This is a genomic window from Pontibacillus halophilus JSM 076056 = DSM 19796 (assembly GCF_000425205.1).
In the GTDB taxonomy this organism is placed as follows: domain Bacteria; phylum Bacillota; class Bacilli; order Bacillales; family BH030062; genus Pontibacillus_A; species Pontibacillus_A halophilus.
This window is the reverse complement of sequence record NZ_AULI01000028.1, coordinates 1-16,611: the sequence shown is the minus strand read 5'-3', so window position 1 is coordinate 16,611 and position 16,611 is coordinate 1. Positions and strand designations below refer to the sequence as shown.

Below are 16,611 nucleotides of genomic sequence, written 5' to 3'. Positions count from 1 at the left end.
AAGGGTGTTTGCTGGAATATTTTTGATTTAAGTCGAATTTTACACCGAAGGTGTACAACTAAACGCTCTATCTATTTATTAGCTTGACGGCTATGGGGACAGGTTCAGTGTCCCAGATTAATAGAGGGAAGGCCATGTAACGATTGAGTTGCATGGTCTTTTTTTTGTGGGACATGGCGGGACAGGGGGACAGGTTCTTTGTCCCGTTTGCTTCACATCTATGAGGGGAAACGCTTTATGATTTTGAATTAATAATGTAGATTGTTACATAATTAGTTGTTTATGGGAGGAGGGGAAGGATGGCACAACCAATAGTTTTACAGGCTCCTCTACTCGTACAAAGGAGACATGAGATTTCTAGTGTCGATGATGAAATTGTAGTTAGCGTTCAAGCAAGCTCGTCAATTTTTAATATAAATGTTTATTTTCACTTGAACGATCGACTCATATTTTCAGCGACTCAGAACAGGGAAATAAAGTTGATTTCTCAAGAATATATCATATATTCACCGTATGAAATAGAGATTGGACGTTTGCGGAAGAAGTCTATATATGAAAGGGAAGAGGCTTTTAGTGAGCTTGAGCTTTCTTTAGGAGAACGACAGTATCAAGTCAAATTCTCATACGAAAATGATGCGTTTCAGGTAATTAATTACGAGGGAGAGACGATTGCAAGTGGCACCAGAATTGGTGAAGATTGGAGGCGATTCTTGGGGATGAGGACCTACTGGCTGAATCCGTCCAGTGAAGGGGTCTCAACTGAACTTTGGGGTGTGGTATTAAAGGGGATTCAAATGTTGATGGGATGATGAGGAGGGACAGTTTACCTGTCCCTCTGTCCCGCGTGAGAGGGGGGATTAGGATGTCGTTGCAGACGAAGATTTTGGGGTTGGTCATTTCAATAATCGTTGGGGTTGTGGGGGTGTTGGCTGGTGTCTTTGCGTATTGGGAGAAGGATGCGACGGAGGAGAAGATGGGCCAGATGGCACTTCAGGCGGCAACGACGATGTCGTTGATGCCGACGGTGAAGGAGGCATTTCAAGCGTCGGAGCCGTCTGAGATCCTTCAACCGATTGCGCTTCGTATTCAGGAAGAGGTTGGGGCGGAGTTTGTCGTTGTGGGGAATACCGAAAGTATTCGCTACGCCCATCCTGATGAGTGGAAGATAGGAAAGAGGATGGTTGGCGGCGACAATGCGCGCGCATTGCTTGATGGGGAGTATTACATATCACAGGCTACCGGTTCACTAGGTCAATCGTTAAGAGGAAAGGCGCCTGTTATGGACGACGAGGGGAATATTGTAGGGATTATTTCAGTTGGTTTCTTGGTAGAGGAGATTAATACTGCAACCTTAGATAAGTTTTATGATATTGCAGTAATTTCAGTAGGAGTATTATTACTTGGAATTGCAGGGAGCTTCCTGCTGGCTCGGAGTATTCGGCGGGATACACTAGGACTTGAGCCTGTTCAGATTGCGTCACTATATCGGGACAGAGAAGCTATCTTGTCATCAGTGCGTGAAGGGATCATTGCCATCGATGCAGACGGTATGGTGACGATGATGAATCAATCGGCGATGCGAATGCTGAATAGTGAAGAGGAAACTACTGGTAAGCATATTGAAGATGTATTTCCAAACACTCAAATGATTCGTGTTCTGAAGTCTGGCGTTGAGGAGCGAGATGAGGAGATGGTGCTCCATGACAACGTGGTCATTGTGAATCGAAAGCCGATTATGGCAGAGGGCAAAGTCATCGGGGTAGTGGCAAGCTTTAGAGATAAGACGGAAGTAAGGGAAATGGTGAACGCTCTATCAGAAGTGAAGCAGTATTCTCAAGACTTGCGCGCACAGACACATGAATTCGCTAATCAGATGTACGTGGTACTTGGCTTGATGCAGCTCGGAAACGTACAGGAAGCGATTGACCTTATTCAGTCCGAATTTCAGACATCCAAAGGGCAAAATCGGGTTTTGTTCGACCAGATTGAAGACGAGACCGTTCAAGCCATTTTACTCGGGAAGATTAGCAAAGCTTCTGAACAAAAAGTGGATTTTAATCTACACGAAGAGTCTTCCTTACGGGAACTACCAGAATCCATCAGTCGTGCCAGTCTTGTAACGATTCTTGGGAATATAATCGACAATGCGTTTGAAGCCGTGAGTGATTCTGAGGAGAAATGGGTATCCCTCTCGGCAACTGATGTTGGCAACGAAATTGTGTTCGAAGTAGCTGATTCAGGTCATGGTATTCTAGAAGAGAGACTTCCGTATTTATTCATGAGAGGATTCTCAACGAAATCAGGCGAGAATCGTGGATTCGGTTTGGCGAATGTAAATCAGATTGTGGAAGAGCTGGGCGGAACCATTGAGGTCGGTGAGTCTTCTAATGGCGGAGCTGTGTTCTCTGTGTTTATACCGAAAGTAAGGGAGGGGGAGTAGAATGATTCGTGTTGTCATTGCAGAGGATGACTTTCGAGTGGGGCAACTGCATGAGAAGTTTCTAGAGAACGTGTCGGACGTGACGGTAGTGGGGAAAGCGCTCAACGGTGGAGAGACGCTTGAGTTAGTCGAAGCGCATCAACCGGAGTTGCTCTTGCTCGATGTGTATATGCCAGACCGGTTAGGGACGGACTTGCTTCATGAAATTCGAGAGCGAGCTCCTCTTGTGGACATCATCATGATTACAGCAGCTGATGATAAACAAATGGTTGAGAAGGCATTGAAATATGGCGTTGTGGACTATATGATTAAGCCGATTACAATGGAACGCTTTTACGAAACATTGAATCAGTATAAGAAGACAAAGCGGTTGTTCAACCATCATGAGACGTTTAGTCAATCCATGGTAGACGAACTCATGGGTCACAAGGCAGAACGAATGAATCAGGATGCGAATCTGCCAAAAGGGATTGATTCGATTACGCTCGAGAAGGTAAGAGAGATTCTAAACGAGTCACCACAAGGGCTAACCGCTGATCAAGCAGGCGAGTCAATAGGGGTTTCCAAGACGACTGCACGAAGGTATTTAGAATACTTGATTTCTATAGAAGAAGGTCAAGCTGAAATGCGGTACGGGAAAGTAGGAAGACCAGAGCGTAAATATTTCTTGACTGTAAACCAACCCTAGCGGTTGGTTTTATTTATGCCGTGAATTTTATGAATTTAATTCAACATAATGCTTTTAATATTGATTATTTTGAAAACGGTTACATATTCTGAAGTCTCCTTTATGATGAGTATACATTTTAACTTTGAGTGAAGGGGAGAGTGCTTGTGAAAAAGATAGGAATGCTTGGAGTTGCACTCATGTTAGTTGTATTGGCGGCTTGTGGGAACGATGAAGCAAGTTCAGATGGTGGAAGTGGAGAATGGCAGCCGGATAAAAACCTTGAAATTGTAGCACCAGCCGGCGCAGGCGGTGGCTGGGATACAACAGCCAGAAGCGTAGCCCGTGTGTTTGAGGATGAGGGAATTGTTGAAGAGAGTGTTGGAGTCGTGAACAAACCTGGTGGAGGTGGAGCAGTTGGTTGGTCTTATGTGAACAACACAGACAATCCACACACCATTTTCGTTTCATCACCACCGTTGTTGTTTGTCCCTCTTAATGGACAATCTGACATTTCGCATAAAGATGTTACACCGCTTGCGAATGTGATTGCGGATTATGGTGCTTTTGCCGTAGCGGAGGATGCGAAGTGGGACAACTTAACCGAACTCTTTGAAGATATGAAGGGTGACCCATCAAGTGTAACGGTTGTTGGAGCTTCCTCTCCTGGTTCTATGGACCACATCCAGTTCGTGCGCTTGGCGAAAGAAGCCGGTGTCGATATTAAAGGGATTAAATATGTATCTGCTCAAGACGGCGCTGGGCTGACACAGATTCTTAATGGAAGTGCAGATGTATACTCGACTGGCGTAGCTGAAACGGTTGAGCAAGTGAAAGCAGGTAAGATTCGAGTGCTAGGCGTCACGTCTGAAGAGCGTTTAGAAGGCGATGTACTATCTGATTTCCCTACAGCTGTGGAGCAAGGCATTGATGCGACATTCGTCAACTGGCGCGGATTCTTTGGACCGAAGGATATGGACCCTGCTGCAGTCGCTTACTACGAAGAGAAATTGAAAGAAGTTAGTGACTCTGAGGCCTTCGGTAAACTTCGTGACCAGTATGGCTGGGGCGAAATGTTCATGGGTAGTGAAGAATACAAATCATTCCTAGATGAGCAGGAAGAAGAAGTTTCAACGTTGCTAGAAGAGCTAGGACTTGGTCAGTAATAGGGAAAGGGCTGCCTCCGAGCAGTCCTTTCAGTCTATAAGAAGAAGGTGAAGATGTATGCTTAAGACTCTCAATCAAAAAGTAAGCATTGTGCTTCTTGTGTTGTCAGCTGGTTACTTGTATCTAACGTTCAATCTGAAAGAATATCCTTACGTTCCTATTGATTCAGACTTTATCCCGAAAGTGCTCGGGTACATTTTAATTGCATTATCCATTTTATTATATTTTGATCGGTCGTCAGAGTCGGACAAGGAGAAAGCGAAGCGGCAAGTTTCAAAGGAAGATGTCCTTGCATTAGTTGGCGTAGGAGCTCTAATCATTTTGTACATCGTGCTATTTGAATGGCTTGGCTTCTTACTTACAACGGCATTGTTCGTGTTCAGCTGTTCTTGGGCGCTAGGCTATCGAAGAATACTGAGCTTAGTTCTTGTTTCTGTGCTGTTTCCTTCCGTGTTGTATTACTTGTTTAACTATTTACTTCAAATTCGGTTGCCAGAAGGAATTCTACCATTTTAAAAGGTGTTGATGAACATGGCTCTAGAAGGTCTATTAGAAGGGTTTCAAGTCGCATTTAGCTGGCAGGGAATTATTTTCGTTCTTATCGGAGTTGTAACAGGAACGCTAATCGGTATGATGCCAGGTCTTGGCCCAATTAGTGCTATTGCAATTATGATTCCTATCACATATGGAATGAATCCATCCATTGCACTCGTGATGATGGCGGGAGTTTACTACGGAGCGGTATTTGGTGGATCCACTTCTTCCATTCTACTCAATGCTCCGGGAATATCAGGAACGGTTGCGACTGCGTTCGATGGTTATCCAATGGCCCAGCGGGGGGAAGCGGGCAAGGCGCTCGCCATTGCTGCAGTTTCGTCCTTTGTGGGTGGAACGGTTTCCGTTGTATTGCTGATGCTTTTCGCACCGGCGCTTGCTCAGGTCGCCGTATCATTTGGACCGGCACAATATTTTGCTCTTATGTTACTTGGGTTAACTGCTATTTCGAGTCTTTCTGATGGCTCAACGGTGAAAGCACTCATTGCCGCCACTGTTGGATTTATTGTGGCTACCATTGGAATTGACGGGCAAACTGGGACGAACCGCTATACATTCGGCAATCCAAATTTGATGGAGGGGATCGATTTCCTCGTCATTGCCCTTGGGTTGTTCGCGTTGGCAGAAGTATGCGCGTTGATTCTAACTAGGAAAGACCGTTCTTTAAGTAAGCAAAGTGATATTGGAAACTTGAAGTTAAACAAATCGGATTTTAAAGAGATGCGTGGACCGATGACGCGACAATCGTTCTTAGGATTTCTACTCGGCGTACTACCAGGAGCTGGAGCGACGATTGCTTCATTTATCGGATACATTTCAGAGAAACGTATTGCCAAGAAGCCAGATGAATTCGGAAAGGGGTCCGTTAAGGGACTATCTGCACCGGAAACAGCCAATAATGCTGCAACAAGCGGAGCGTTTGTACCATTGCTAAGCCTTGGTATTCCTGGGTCGGGCACGACAGCTGTTATGTTGGGGGCATTTCTAGCACTAGGCATTCAACCTGGACCACTCTTAATTCAAGACCGTCCAGATGTATTCTGGGGAATCATTGCAAGTATGTATATCGGGAACGTGTTCTTACTCATATTGAACTTGCCGCTCATTCCTTACATCGCCAAGATATTAAAAATCTCACGCCCGATGCTGATTGCACTCGTAATCACATTTAGTATCATCGGTGTCTACTCTATCAGCTTTAGTACGTTTGACCTGTATCTATTACTAGCGTTTGGGGTGCTTGGATACTTAATGCGACTTTTCTCTTTCCCAGCTCCACCGTTTATTCTCGCCTTTATTCTAGGAGGGATGATGGAACAATCCTTCCGACAAGCTATGACAGCTTCCGGTGGCAGCATGACCGTATTCATTCAAGATCCAATCTCAATTGCACTACTCGTCGTCAGTATCCTCTCCCTCGCATTTGGATTCATCAAACGCGACAACAAACAAACTAACTCCCAACAACAAGACGACGAAACCCTCTCACGATAGGGACAGAGGGACAGGTTCTGCGTCCCGCATTTATATGAAAGAGCCATGCACCTAAGGTGCATGGCTCTTTTTCGTTTGTTTGGATTGGGAAGAGGGACAGCGGGACAGGTAAACTGTCCCACTCTGTTCCTATGCACCTTATTGGGACGACTTACCTGTCCCCCCGTCCCACTTCGACGGTAATGTCGATGTCTTGGATGAAGAGGTGGAGGGTGCTGAGTTCTTCGTTGTCGTAGATTTCGCGCATGCTGAGCAGATGGCGTTCTTTGGCTTCTTCAGTTGTTTGTGATGGGTGTTGCACGTAAGGCGAGTTTAGGAATTCTTCACGGTTTTCTTCTAGGGAATAGTGAAGGTGTTGCCTTAAAGCTTTCTTTCCTTTCACGATGGCTTCCATAGCAGTCTCGGCTCCCTGGATGAGATCTAAGTCAGGGAAGACGATGAGGAACAGAGCTTGGTCCATGCTTGGTATTCGTTCTAAGTATAAGAGGCCTTTGTACGTATACTTCGTTGTTTCGTCAACATGTTCCGGAATTTTGGTAGGTAGACCTACCTCAAAAGAAACTACCTCATTTGTAGTAAGTATGGTCATTCCTTTCTCGTGTTGTACATCCCAATACTTCCGTTCATTGAGCTGCTGCTTAATGGTTTCAATCAATTGTTCTCTATTGCTATGTTTAAGGTTGAAGGAATGCGTTTGGCCGTTTCTTACTCTGATTTGTACAGGATACCGTTTCATATAATCCCTCTTTCGTGTTTTGTCAGTGTCAGTATAAGAAACGGGGTGTGCAATTTTTTGTATACCTTTAGTAGGTCGTACGGATTACATGGGGAACAAATGTTGGGTGTTCATTTTTTTGCGTACCTTGTTTTGTAGGATGAAGGTAATAAGAAATCAAGGAGGAATTTACTATGAAGAAAATGTTTAAAGGGTGTCTCACATTAATAGGTGGTCTAGTTGTTATTGGAATTATCATTGCTGCTGTTTCTGGTGGAGAGGATTCAACAACGACAACGACATCAAGTCAAGATGATGGAGAAACTAAACAAGAAGAGACAAAATCAAGCGAGGAAACAAAGACAATTGGGATTGGCGAAACTGCGACGATTGAAGATATTGGCTTTACTGTACAAAACGCGGAGAGTACCACTACTATTGAAGCAGACAATGAATACACAGAGCCAGTTACAACAGACAATCAGTTTATCGTATTAGATGTGACAATCAACAACGGGCAAAATGAAGCCATCACGACCGATTCAAGTTTCTTTACACTAGTAACTGAAGATGGAACAGAATATAGTCCTAAAAATGATGGTGACTTAATCATGGTAATCCCGAATGAAAAGATGCTATTCCTAGAAGAAATCAATCCTGGTTTGAAGAAAGATGGCATCGTTGTATTCGAAGTTGGGTCTGATGTGACCATGGAAGAACTCACCCTAAAAGCAAATGCAGGATTCTGGGGCACAAAAAGCGTCAACATTAATTTGAAATAAGTGGGACAAGGGGGACAGGTTCTTCGTCCCAGTTTCACGACCACACTATCAGAACTCCACGTGACCAATTGGGCAACGTGGAGTTTCTTCTATTTGGGAGAGAGGGGAGGGGGACAGTGTACCTGTCCCCCCGTCCCTGAGTTTAGGCTTGAAAATGGGGCTTAAAGCGGATACGATGAGAGAACGAAAGCGTTTTCGTTGGAGGAATCTTATGGTTACAATTTATGATATTGCAAAGAAGACTGGGTATTCAGTTACAACCGTTTCAAAGGTGCTGAACAACTATAAACATGTAAGTCACAAGACGCGAAAGGCCATTCTCGACGCGGTAGAAGAAATGGGGTATCTCCCGAATTCCCATGCGCGCACGCTCACAACAAAGAAATCATGGACGATTGGTGTGATCTTCATTGAATCTCTTGGAGTGGGGATGAGGCATCCGTTCTTTAGTGCAGTCATTGAGAGCTTTCGTAAAGATGTAGAAGTCTTAGGGTATGATTTGTTATTTGCCTCTAGGATGATAAACAATCAACAGATGAGCTATCTTGAGCAGTTCAAATATCGGGGAGTTGATGGGGTTGTCATTGTAAGTTCCCTATTTGATGATCCGCAGGTGGAGGAGTTGTTGGAGTCATCGATTCCGACGGTTGTCATTGATCTTAACGTTCGTGAGGCAGCTGTTGTTCATTCTGATAATTTCAAGGGGAGCTATGAGGCTACAGAATATCTCTATTCGCTCGGGCATCGAAGAATTGCTCATATTGCCGGACATGCTACGACATTTGCAGGTCAAGAGCGGAGAAATGGCTTCTATACTTCTTTAACGTCACTCGGGTTAGAAGTGCCCGATTCTTATGTTGTAGATGGGGAATTCTTCTCTAAAGAGGGTGGCTACAAAGCGATGAACCAACTACTCCAGTTATCAGAACCACCAACTGCTGTATATGCAGCTGGGGATATGCTTGCCATTGGTGCAATGGAAGCGGTCAAAGAAGCAGGGCTTAGTGTTCCAGATGACCTTTCAATTATCGGTTTTGATGATATTGAACTGTCACAATACGTAATGCCGCCGCTAACAACTGTGCGACAGGATACAACGATGATTGGGCAAGAAGCTGCGACGTTACTTCTCCATCAGATCAATACGGGAGAGGAAGTAACAGACAGCATTGTTATTCCAGTAACGTTAGTGAAAAGAGGAAGCGTGAAATCACTTCAACGTGTAGATAAGATTACTTAAAAAGAGCTGTATCGAGGCGGATGGAACGCCAGGATACAGCTCTTCTAACATTTTACAATTCAAACCAATTGTTATGAGTTACCTTCTGATACCAGTAGTAACTTTCTTTCTTCGTACGTTCGAAGGTGCGGTAATTGACGTGAACAATTCCAAATCTCTTGCTGTAACCTTCTGCCCATTCAAAGTTATCCATAAGAGACCAGAGGATGTAGCCTTTGATTGGCACACCTGATTTAATTGCCCGATGTAGGGCAGTAAGGTGTTGCTTCAAATAATCAATCCGCTCTTGATCGTTTACCATGCCGTTCTCAACTTCATGATTGTAGCAAGCTCCATTTTCTGTAATGTAAATTGGAACATCGCCATACAACTGATGGATGTGTGTGAGTAAGTTATAGAATCCTTCTGGGTACACTGGCCAGCCAATATCGGTTTTGTCGTAACCATCCCATATTGCTTCAACGTCGAACAATCCATTGTCTTTCTTATGGCGTGCGATGCTGCCTGAATAATAGTTGATTCCCATGAAATCAATCGGTTGAGAGATGGTTTCCAAGTCTCCTTCTTCAACTTTGACGTAAGCGTTATGTTTAGCGAAAATGTCTTGGAGAAGAGCGGGATATTCGCCTTTGAATACAGGGTCCATGAACCATTCTATTTTCCACTGCATATCTCGTTTACAAGCGTCGATATCTTCTTGGCTGTTGCTATAGGGTTCTAGCCAATCTGCATTGGGAGCATATCCAATTTCGCCGTCTGGTACCATTCCTCGGAAGGATTCGACGGCTCGACCATGTGCTAAAAGTAAATGGTGAGCTACATCAATGCCAGCTTGTAGGTCTTGTTTGCCAGGGGCATGGACGCCAATGTAATTGGAAAGGAAGGAAGCGCACCAAGGCTCGTTAATGGTAATCCACTTCTTCACTGAGTCGCCAAATTCACGAAACATGGCTTCGGCATAAGTTTGAAAGGCATTTACTGTCTCACGGTTTTCCCAGCCGCCTATGTCTTGAAGCGTCTGAGGTAAATCCCAGTGGTAAAGTGTAATGATGGGTTCGATTCCTTCAGTAATTAAGGATTGAATTAAAGTTCTGTAATATGCAATTCCTTCAGGGTTCAAGGTCCCTTCGTCGTCTTTCATTACGCGTGGCCAAGAGATTGAGAATCTGTACACATCGACACCTAACTCCTTTAGGATCTGAACATCTTCTTCGTAACGATGATAGCTGTCGCACGCTTCATCTCCGTTATCTCCATTCTTCACGTTACCTGGAGTGTGAGAGAAGGTGTCCCAAATGGATGGGCGCCTTCCTCCCTTATTTGCTGCACCTTCGATTTGATAGGCTGCGGTTGCTGCTCCCCATTTTAGATCTTTAGGAAATTGAATTGTTGTCATGGGTTCATCCCTCCGTATATGTGTGACTAAGATTTCACAGAACCTTCTGTGATGCTTGAAATAAAGAGTTTGTTAAACAGTAAGAAAATGATGATTAATGGTGCTGTTGCCCAGAAGACACCGGATAATAGCATACCGAAGTCGATGTTATACGCATTGTTAAGTGATGCGAGTGCGACTTGGAGCGTGTACGATTCTGGACTTCTAAGAACTGTGAACTGCCAGAGGAATTCTCCCCAGACTAGAGTGAAGACGATAATTCCTAGCGTCGCAAAGGCTGGCTTTACAATTGGGAGTACGATGCTCCGATAAATTCTAAAGTTTGAGCACCCATCAAGTTTCGCTGCTTCGATAAGTTCGTCTGGTACAGATTGACTGATGTACTGACGCATTAGGAAAATGCCGAGCGGGTTAAGTAAATATAGAATTCCAGCGCCGAACAATGTATCGAGCCAACCCAATTCAGAAACAAGGTAGTACTGAGGGATCAACCCAAGTTGAGGTGGAATGACCATAGTCAATAGAATTGCGACGAAGAAGAAGTTCTTGCCTGGAAACTCGAATTTAGCAAAAGCGAAACCAGCAAGTGAACTAATAAATAGAACCACGAGCGTTACACTTGTGCATAGTAAAACAGTGTTCCACATCGATTGAAAGAATGGGATAGAATCGAGCACTCGTTGAAAGTTCTCAACGAGTTTAGTCCCCGGAATCAAAGCTGGGGGAATCGAGTTATATGCTTCACTCGGTCTTGTTGACATCACAAACATCCAGTAAAAAGGAAAGAGAGAGAAGAGTGATGCAAAAATCAACACAGCATATACAGGCACAAGACCTAATGAACGTTTTTGTTTTGTTTTAGCCATATTAGATACGTCCTCTCTTTGCTTTTTTCCCTGAAGTCAGCCATGTATTTAATCCAGCTATTGCTACGATAAATATGAGCAACAGTACAGCTGTGGCTGACGCAGTTCCAAAGGAATTGAGATTGAATGCATCGCGATAGAGGTACATGACAACGGTCATCGCTTCGTCACGGTTAAAGGCTTGTCCACCTAAGAATACCGTTGGCTCAGCGAATAACTGCATCGCACCAACAGTGGACATGAAGACAGTTAGCACAATAAATGGTTTAAGCAAAGGAATCGTAACGTGGAAAAACTGTTGAATCTTATTCGCTCCATCAATAGTAGCTGCCTCGTACAAGTCTTTAGGTATGCTTTGGAGTCCAGCTAAATAAATAATAGTGTTATAGCCAACCCATCTCCAGAACACCATGAGGGAGATGGCGATTTTTGCACCCCATTCAGATGTTTTCCAGTTGACGGGGTCCATTCCGAACCACCCAATGATGAAATTGGCAAGTGATGATTCGTTGCTACTGAAGAAAACACCAAACACGAGGGCAACAGCAACCATTGATGTGATATAAGGCATGAATATGGTGACTCGGAAGAAGTTTGAGAATTTCACCGCAGCCATATTTAAGAAGTAGGCCAACACAATGCCGACAATCAACTGAGGTGCTGTTCCAAGCACACCCATGATCAATGTGTTATAAAGAGATTTCCAGAACAACGGGTCTTGTAAGACGATGGCGAAATTATTAAGGCCCGCAAACTCCATAGGACCGAATCCGCTCCATTTTTGGAAAGCTAAGTAGATACTAAATAATGCCGGGTATAACCCTATAATGGCGAAGATAATGAAGAACGGGGCTATATATAAGTAGCCAGAAAGCATGTCCTTCTGACGTTCGGAACGCTTTTTCTTCTTAGGGATGGATGTCTTTTGGTCCCGAGCTAATTCCATCTGTAACCCTCCTTAAAGGAGTGGTAAGAGAGAGCACCACTCCTAGTAATCTGTAAAATTAACGTTCTAGTAAATCTTTAATCCGCTTAACCGCTGCATCCCATTCTTCTGAAGGATTTGCACCTTCGCGAACATTTTGAAGGGCAGTAAGGATTTCGTTGTTAACGGTTACATATTTAGGCCCTTTATAAACCTCAGGGATATCTTGAGCTGCCTCTGCAAACACTTCTGCTGTATTCTGGCTACCGAAATATGCATCTTCGTTCTGCTTGAATTCTTCCATTTCATAAACCGATGGAGCGGAAGGGAAGAGACCACTTTCTGTAAATGATTTTAGTTGGTTCTCCGGACTGATTAACCATTTGGCAAATGCATAGGCTTCTTCGCTTTGTTTGGTTTCTTTAGGAATGGAGATGTAGGAACCACCCCAGTTACCAGCAAATTCTTCTGGTAGTGTTGCTACGCGCCATTTGCCCTCAGCTTCAGGAGCGTTCTCTGTCATGTAACCTTTCAGCCACGCTGGTGCTAGTTCTGCAGCGAACTCTCCTTTGTTAAGAGCCGTTGCCCATTCAGGAGTCCACATCTCAAATCCACCTACATAGCCTTGTTGATTCAGTTCAACAGCATAGTCGTAGGCCTCTTTTACTTCGTTGCCGGATTCTTCAATGATTAAGTCCCCATCGCGATTAAAGTAGCTAACTGCTGCTGCATCCATGTTCGCACGGAAAGCCATTTCCATGCTGTCGACCATGGGTTTGCCTGTAGCTTCTTTCACTTTCTCAGCAGCTTCTATAAATGCTTCAGGACTCGAAAGTTGTTGACTTACTTCTTTCGGATCAGTAGGAAGTCCAGCATTATTGAAAACGTCTGTATGGTAATACAAGCCCTTTGGACCGATGTCTGTTGGCAATCCGAATAGGAACTCAGAATCCGTACTTTCCGCCATTGACCATTTCCAATCTAAGTATTGATCCTGTATTTCATCTGCTCCTAAATCATATAAGTTCAAGAAATTATCTTGAGCTTGTCTAAAGCGGTCCAGTTGGTCGATTTCAATCATCGTTAAATCTGGAGCCCCAGTTCCAGAGGAAATAGCAGTGAATAAGCTGTTGTGGTGATCGCCTAGTTCAGACTTTCGAATGTTGATTGTTACATTCGGGTTGCTTTCTTCATACTCGCTTGCGAGAGATTCATAGTTTGTTGCTCCAAACACCCAGAAGTCTAGTTCTACCTTTCCATCTCCACTTGCAGAATCATCATTATTACATGCAACTAATACCGCACTAATCCCAAGTAACATGACAAACAATACATACTTTTTAAATCCCACCTTGACTCCCCCTTATTAAATAAATAACACCTTTCGGAAACCGGTTTCCGTTTTCGGAAAAAATATATAGAAACCTTATGTTTCCAAGTTAAGAAACCGGTTTCCGTTTGGTCAAAAAAATAAAGCTGTCGTTCAACTTAATTTTGATTATAAAGGAATTATGTATCCGTTTTCAATTAGTTTTTATATTTTTTTGAAAAAGGGACAGAGGGACAGGTTCTTCGTCCCACAGGAACGACCAAGGGTGAAGGGGGACAGTTTACCTGTCCCCCCGTCCCATTAGAGCATCATATAGTCTACAATCTCGCGGATGGTGTTGAGGATGGCGAAGCGAATGAAGATGTACATGAACAGGATGGAGAGGAGGGAAGCTCCGAGACTCCAATAGAGTGCTTTCTCAGTTTTCTGATTTACACTTTGGTACACGACTAGTGCTGGATAAAGGAACAGGGTAAATGAGAGGATGAGAGGGTTCAGGTAGACTGTGATTTCAAGCATTCCAATTAGGGATAGCAAGAGGGATAGAATGGAGACGGAAATAAAGGGTACGAGTAGACCACCGAAGTGTGCTGCTGTTTCTTTAAGTGGAATGGAAGACCCAGAGGTTTTCACCATAATCCAGCTACTGATTATGGCACATCCTACAAAAGCGAGCGTGAGTAAGAAGATTGGCATAAAGATGGGAAAGAATGGCATCCCTTCAAATCCTAAGCCTAGTGAAAAGTAGTCGAATCCTCCACTCATTAATTGAAACATCTTGTTCGCGAACGTATAGATGCTTAGACTCATTATGGCAGAAAATAGAATAACCGTAACAATGCCGTATGTCGGATTCGATTGACTAGCCGCTTCAGCAAATCTCGGTGATTTAGAAACATTCTTATAAAACGTTAAGAACTGATTAGATTGGTGTTTCGCTCTAGAGCCTTGATTGACAGAGGTAGTAGCCATGGAAGCGGTGGAAGCTTGGGTATGGGACTCAGCCTCTAGGACTTGTTCGGGCGCTGGTTGTGGATGGTGTTCACTTTGAAGGGTGGTTCCACATGTGCCACAGAACTTACCTTCATCTTGCTCGGTCATGCAGTTTGAACAATACATATTTCGTCCCCCTTATAAGTCCGTTCGGTCCGTACGATAGATGAGAATGGATTCGATTTGAAGCGAGTTATTGTTAATGACCACCTTATATTCTTTATCACGGTCATAAGCAATCTGGTCATTCAGGTGGTTTGTGAAAATAAAATGCTCGTTCGTTGATACGTAGAACGTATTGGCATCAGCTTGCCATGAACCCGTAATCGTGTTAGAAGTGAAGTCATAATGATAGTCAGAGGTTTGGAGATCAACTAAATAACTGCTCAGTTCTTTGTCTGCAGCACTTCCATTCACAAGGAATGGTTGAACGATGCTGTAATCTTTCATATTTAGCGATTCTTCATATGCAGCACGAAATCGGAGAATCAGTTGCTCTGCATCTGCGACTGTAGGATTTGGGGTTGAAGTCGTAGTAGTGGTGGTCCCTGAATTGCCTTGAACAATAACGATTGTTTCTTTCTCTTTCACAGGTTCCTCTGATTTTTCCTTTTCTTCTTCTTCTTCTATTTCCTTATTAAATTCTAAATGGATGCTTTCTCCAGAATCTGAAGTAGAAGCTGAGGTGGCTTTGGATACCATTTCTCCTGAATCTTCGTCAAAGTATCGAGCTTGTAACTCTAAGTCACGCTGTTGATCAAACACTTGCAAGGTAGGGAATGAGGCGACTTTTCGTCCAGTATTTTCACCTTGAATATATAGGAAAGCTTCTGGCTCGTTGCTTGTTAAGTCGTATGTAGTATAGGAAAAAGAGTAGTCTAGAACATTGTTGCCAGCGGTTCCGTCAATTTGATATGTTCTGCTGTCGTCAATGTCTCCCAGTTCTGAGGAGAGGGACGCTTGTATGTTGAGTTCGCCTGGATAGACGTTCCCAAGCTTTGTTTCTTGTTCTTGCTCACCTATGACAGAAGCATTTTGAGAAGTAAACGTCGCTTGATCAACATTGGTGTAAAGGAACACTTTACTTGGAATGGCGGTTAGCGTATACGTCATATACAGGCCCATGAAATGCTCGTGAGGCGTAATTGTAAATAGTTCATTGCCAGATTGATCGGTTACAATCCGTTCATTTTCTTTGGAAGACCATGATTTCTGGAATTCCTCCTCAAAGCTAGAGTACAGTTCTTTAAATCCGATTTCTTTCAGGAATGATAGGTAATCATCCAGATTTAATGCCGCGCTTGAATCAAACTCAATTAACTCTCTCAACTTATCAGACTCATTATGTTTAAGTGCTTCCCCAATCTCATCGACGGTCTTCATTGGATCTAATAGTGACAGAACGTAAAAGTGAGCGGCAACGAGCAGAATCAGTAACGCACCCCCACCCCATAACGCCCATTTCGTTCCCTTTCTCATTGAATTCTTGTTACTACTTGTGTGCAAAGGCGAATCTTCTTGCGTGCGAGGAGCGTCATTTGGTTCTGTGGCCTTCCCACACTGGGTACAAAATTGAGACTCTGCTTGTAAGGGGGAGCCACAATTTGTACAGTACTCCATCCCTCCACCTCCCTGATGTCATTTCTAAGCTGACCTTACACTTATAGTCCTAAAGAAGTAATAATATTACAAAATATGGTTTTGGGACAGTGGGACAGGTTCCATAGCCGTCAAGCTAATAAATAGATAGAGCGTTTAGTTGTACACCTTCGGTGTAAAATTCGACTTAAATCAAAAATATTCCAGCAAACACCCTTTAGAATAAAGGAATATAAAGAACCTTTTTTACAAGGTACTACTGTTTAATATTTAAAATCTTAAAAGGACTAGAGTGCTGGCACCTGCGGTCTTTTATTCCATGTCGTCGCACGTTCTCATAAACTGTTTTGATGACCTGTACGATGTTATTAGTAGTGTCGGACGAGATTGCAGATGCAATTAAAGGTAGTGCCTTCTTCGCTTGTTGAATTGCTTTGTACTC

The 16,611-nt window shown here is 43.6% G+C and carries 15 protein-coding genes and 1 pseudogene; 8 read left to right on the top strand and 8 right to left on the bottom strand.

All coding sequences use genetic code 11. From position 1 onward, the window contains the following. The first annotated feature begins 299 nt into the window (after positions 1-299). The 6 genes from H513_RS0117475 to H513_RS0117450 all read left to right on the top strand — a co-directional run bounded on the left by H513_RS0117475 (position 300) and on the right by H513_RS0117450 (position 6,323). Positions 300-809: a hypothetical protein gene (locus tag H513_RS0117475; RefSeq protein WP_026801875.1), complete on the top strand. Its 510-nt coding sequence runs from the start codon at positions 300-302 to the stop codon at positions 807-809. A 53-nt stretch (positions 810-862) separates the two neighbouring features. Beyond that, the gene (locus H513_RS0117470) at positions 863-2,440 is read left to right on the top strand and encodes an ATP-binding protein (RefSeq protein WP_231572146.1); all 1,578 of its coding nucleotides are present in this window, start codon (positions 863-865) and stop codon (positions 2,438-2,440) included. A 1-nt stretch (position 2,441) separates the two neighbouring features. Next, the gene (locus H513_RS0117465) at positions 2,442-3,128 is read left to right on the top strand and encodes a response regulator (RefSeq protein ID WP_026801873.1); all 687 of its coding nucleotides are present in this window, start codon (positions 2,442-2,444) and stop codon (positions 3,126-3,128) included. 146 nt (positions 3,129-3,274) lie between these two features. Then, positions 3,275-4,273 (top strand): tripartite tricarboxylate transporter substrate binding protein, encoded by a 999-nt coding sequence (locus H513_RS0117460; RefSeq protein WP_026801872.1) that lies wholly within the window; start codon positions 3,275-3,277, stop codon positions 4,271-4,273. A 58-nt stretch (positions 4,274-4,331) separates the two neighbouring features. Beyond that, entirely contained in the window at positions 4,332-4,790 is a 459-nt protein-coding gene (locus H513_RS0117455) for a tripartite tricarboxylate transporter TctB family protein (protein ID WP_026801871.1), read from the top strand. Positions 4,791-4,805: 15 nt separating this feature from the next. Further along, positions 4,806-6,323, top strand: a complete 1,518-nt coding sequence (locus H513_RS0117450; RefSeq protein ID WP_407946643.1) for a tripartite tricarboxylate transporter permease — start codon at positions 4,806-4,808, stop codon at positions 6,321-6,323. Between the two features lie 151 nt (positions 6,324-6,474). On the opposite strand, the gene H513_RS0117445 is transcribed toward H513_RS0117450, so the two are convergent. After that, complete coding sequence (locus H513_RS0117445) at positions 6,475-7,059, bottom strand: hypothetical protein (protein ID WP_026801869.1); 585 nt, start codon at positions 7,057-7,059, stop codon at positions 6,475-6,477. A 173-nt stretch (positions 7,060-7,232) separates the two neighbouring features. Between H513_RS0117445 and H513_RS0117440 the strand changes: the two genes are divergently transcribed. Both H513_RS0117440 and H513_RS0117435 read left to right on the top strand, forming a co-directional pair. Then, on the top strand, positions 7,233-7,820 hold the full coding sequence (locus tag H513_RS0117440) for a DUF4352 domain-containing protein (protein ID WP_051240129.1): 588 nt from the start codon (positions 7,233-7,235) through the stop codon (positions 7,818-7,820). Between the two features lie 211 nt (positions 7,821-8,031). Beyond that, positions 8,032-9,060 carry a LacI family DNA-binding transcriptional regulator gene (locus H513_RS0117435; protein ID WP_026801867.1) on the top strand — a complete coding sequence of 343 codons (1,029 nt, stop codon included), beginning with the start codon at positions 8,032-8,034 and terminating at the stop codon, positions 9,058-9,060. Between the two features lie 52 nt (positions 9,061-9,112). On the opposite strand, the gene H513_RS0117430 is transcribed toward H513_RS0117435, so the two are convergent. The 7 genes and pseudogenes from H513_RS0117430 to H513_RS21995 form a co-directional block, all read right to left on the bottom strand. Further along, positions 9,113-10,456 carry a GH1 family beta-glucosidase gene (locus tag H513_RS0117430; RefSeq protein ID WP_026801866.1) on the bottom strand — a complete coding sequence of 448 codons (1,344 nt, stop codon included), beginning with the start codon at positions 10,454-10,456 and terminating at the stop codon, positions 9,113-9,115. Positions 10,457-10,482: 26 nt separating this feature from the next. Beyond that, a complete protein-coding gene (locus H513_RS0117425; protein WP_026801865.1) occupies positions 10,483-11,322 on the bottom strand; it encodes a carbohydrate ABC transporter permease in 840 nt (279 codons plus the stop codon). A 1-nt stretch (position 11,323) separates the two neighbouring features. After that, positions 11,324-12,268, bottom strand: coding sequence for a carbohydrate ABC transporter permease (locus tag H513_RS0117420; RefSeq protein ID WP_026801864.1), 945 nt, complete (start codon positions 12,266-12,268; stop codon positions 11,324-11,326). Positions 12,269-12,326: 58 nt separating this feature from the next. Continuing rightward, positions 12,327-13,568 (bottom strand): ABC transporter substrate-binding protein, encoded by a 1,242-nt coding sequence (locus H513_RS0117415; protein WP_036770748.1) that lies wholly within the window; start codon positions 13,566-13,568, stop codon positions 12,327-12,329. 309 nt (positions 13,569-13,877) lie between these two features. Then, positions 13,878-14,696 (bottom strand): zinc ribbon domain-containing protein, encoded by an 819-nt coding sequence (locus H513_RS0117410; protein ID WP_026801862.1) that lies wholly within the window; start codon positions 14,694-14,696, stop codon positions 13,878-13,880. A 12-nt stretch (positions 14,697-14,708) separates the two neighbouring features. Further along, positions 14,709-16,190, bottom strand: coding sequence for a TcaA NTF2-like domain-containing protein (locus H513_RS0117405; protein ID WP_026801861.1), 1,482 nt, complete (start codon positions 16,188-16,190; stop codon positions 14,709-14,711). Positions 16,191-16,425: 235 nt separating this feature from the next. Then, positions 16,426-16,611: pseudogene (locus H513_RS21995) on the bottom strand (IS4-like element ISHaha1 family transposase); the annotation flags it as partial.

What these genes read in the sequence shown, in the direction of transcription:
- H513_RS0117435 (WP_026801867.1), top strand. Translation starts at nt 8,032, where the DNA reads ATGGTTACAATTTATGATATTGCAAAGAAGACTGGGTATTCAGTTACA.
- H513_RS0117445 (WP_026801869.1), bottom strand. Translation starts at nt 7,059, where the DNA reads ATGAAACGGTATCCTGTACAAATCAGAGTAAGAAACGGCCAAACGCAT.
- H513_RS0117450 (WP_407946643.1), top strand. Translation starts at nt 4,806, where the DNA reads ATGGCTCTAGAAGGTCTATTAGAAGGGTTTCAAGTCGCATTTAGCTGG.
- H513_RS0117455 (WP_026801871.1), top strand. Translation starts at nt 4,332, where the DNA reads ATGCTTAAGACTCTCAATCAAAAAGTAAGCATTGTGCTTCTTGTGTTG.
- H513_RS0117405 (WP_026801861.1), bottom strand. Translation starts at nt 16,190, where the DNA reads ATGGAGTACTGTACAAATTGTGGCTCCCCCTTACAAGCAGAGTCTCAA.
- H513_RS0117420 (WP_026801864.1), bottom strand. Translation starts at nt 12,268, where the DNA reads ATGGAATTAGCTCGGGACCAAAAGACATCCATCCCTAAGAAGAAAAAG.
- H513_RS0117430 (WP_026801866.1), bottom strand. Translation starts at nt 10,456, where the DNA reads ATGACAACAATTCAATTTCCTAAAGATCTAAAATGGGGAGCAGCAACC.
- H513_RS0117425 (WP_026801865.1), bottom strand. Translation starts at nt 11,322, where the DNA reads ATGGCTAAAACAAAACAAAAACGTTCATTAGGTCTTGTGCCTGTATAT.
- H513_RS0117470 (WP_231572146.1), top strand. Translation starts at nt 863, where the DNA reads ATGTCGTTGCAGACGAAGATTTTGGGGTTGGTCATTTCAATAATCGTT.
- H513_RS0117475 (WP_026801875.1), top strand. Translation starts at nt 300, where the DNA reads ATGGCACAACCAATAGTTTTACAGGCTCCTCTACTCGTACAAAGGAGA.
- H513_RS0117415 (WP_036770748.1), bottom strand. Translation starts at nt 13,568, where the DNA reads ATGTTACTTGGGATTAGTGCGGTATTAGTTGCATGTAATAATGATGAT.
- H513_RS0117440 (WP_051240129.1), top strand. Translation starts at nt 7,233, where the DNA reads ATGAAGAAAATGTTTAAAGGGTGTCTCACATTAATAGGTGGTCTAGTT.
- H513_RS0117410 (WP_026801862.1), bottom strand. Translation starts at nt 14,696, where the DNA reads ATGTATTGTTCAAACTGCATGACCGAGCAAGATGAAGGTAAGTTCTGT.
- H513_RS0117465 (WP_026801873.1), top strand. Translation starts at nt 2,442, where the DNA reads ATGATTCGTGTTGTCATTGCAGAGGATGACTTTCGAGTGGGGCAACTG.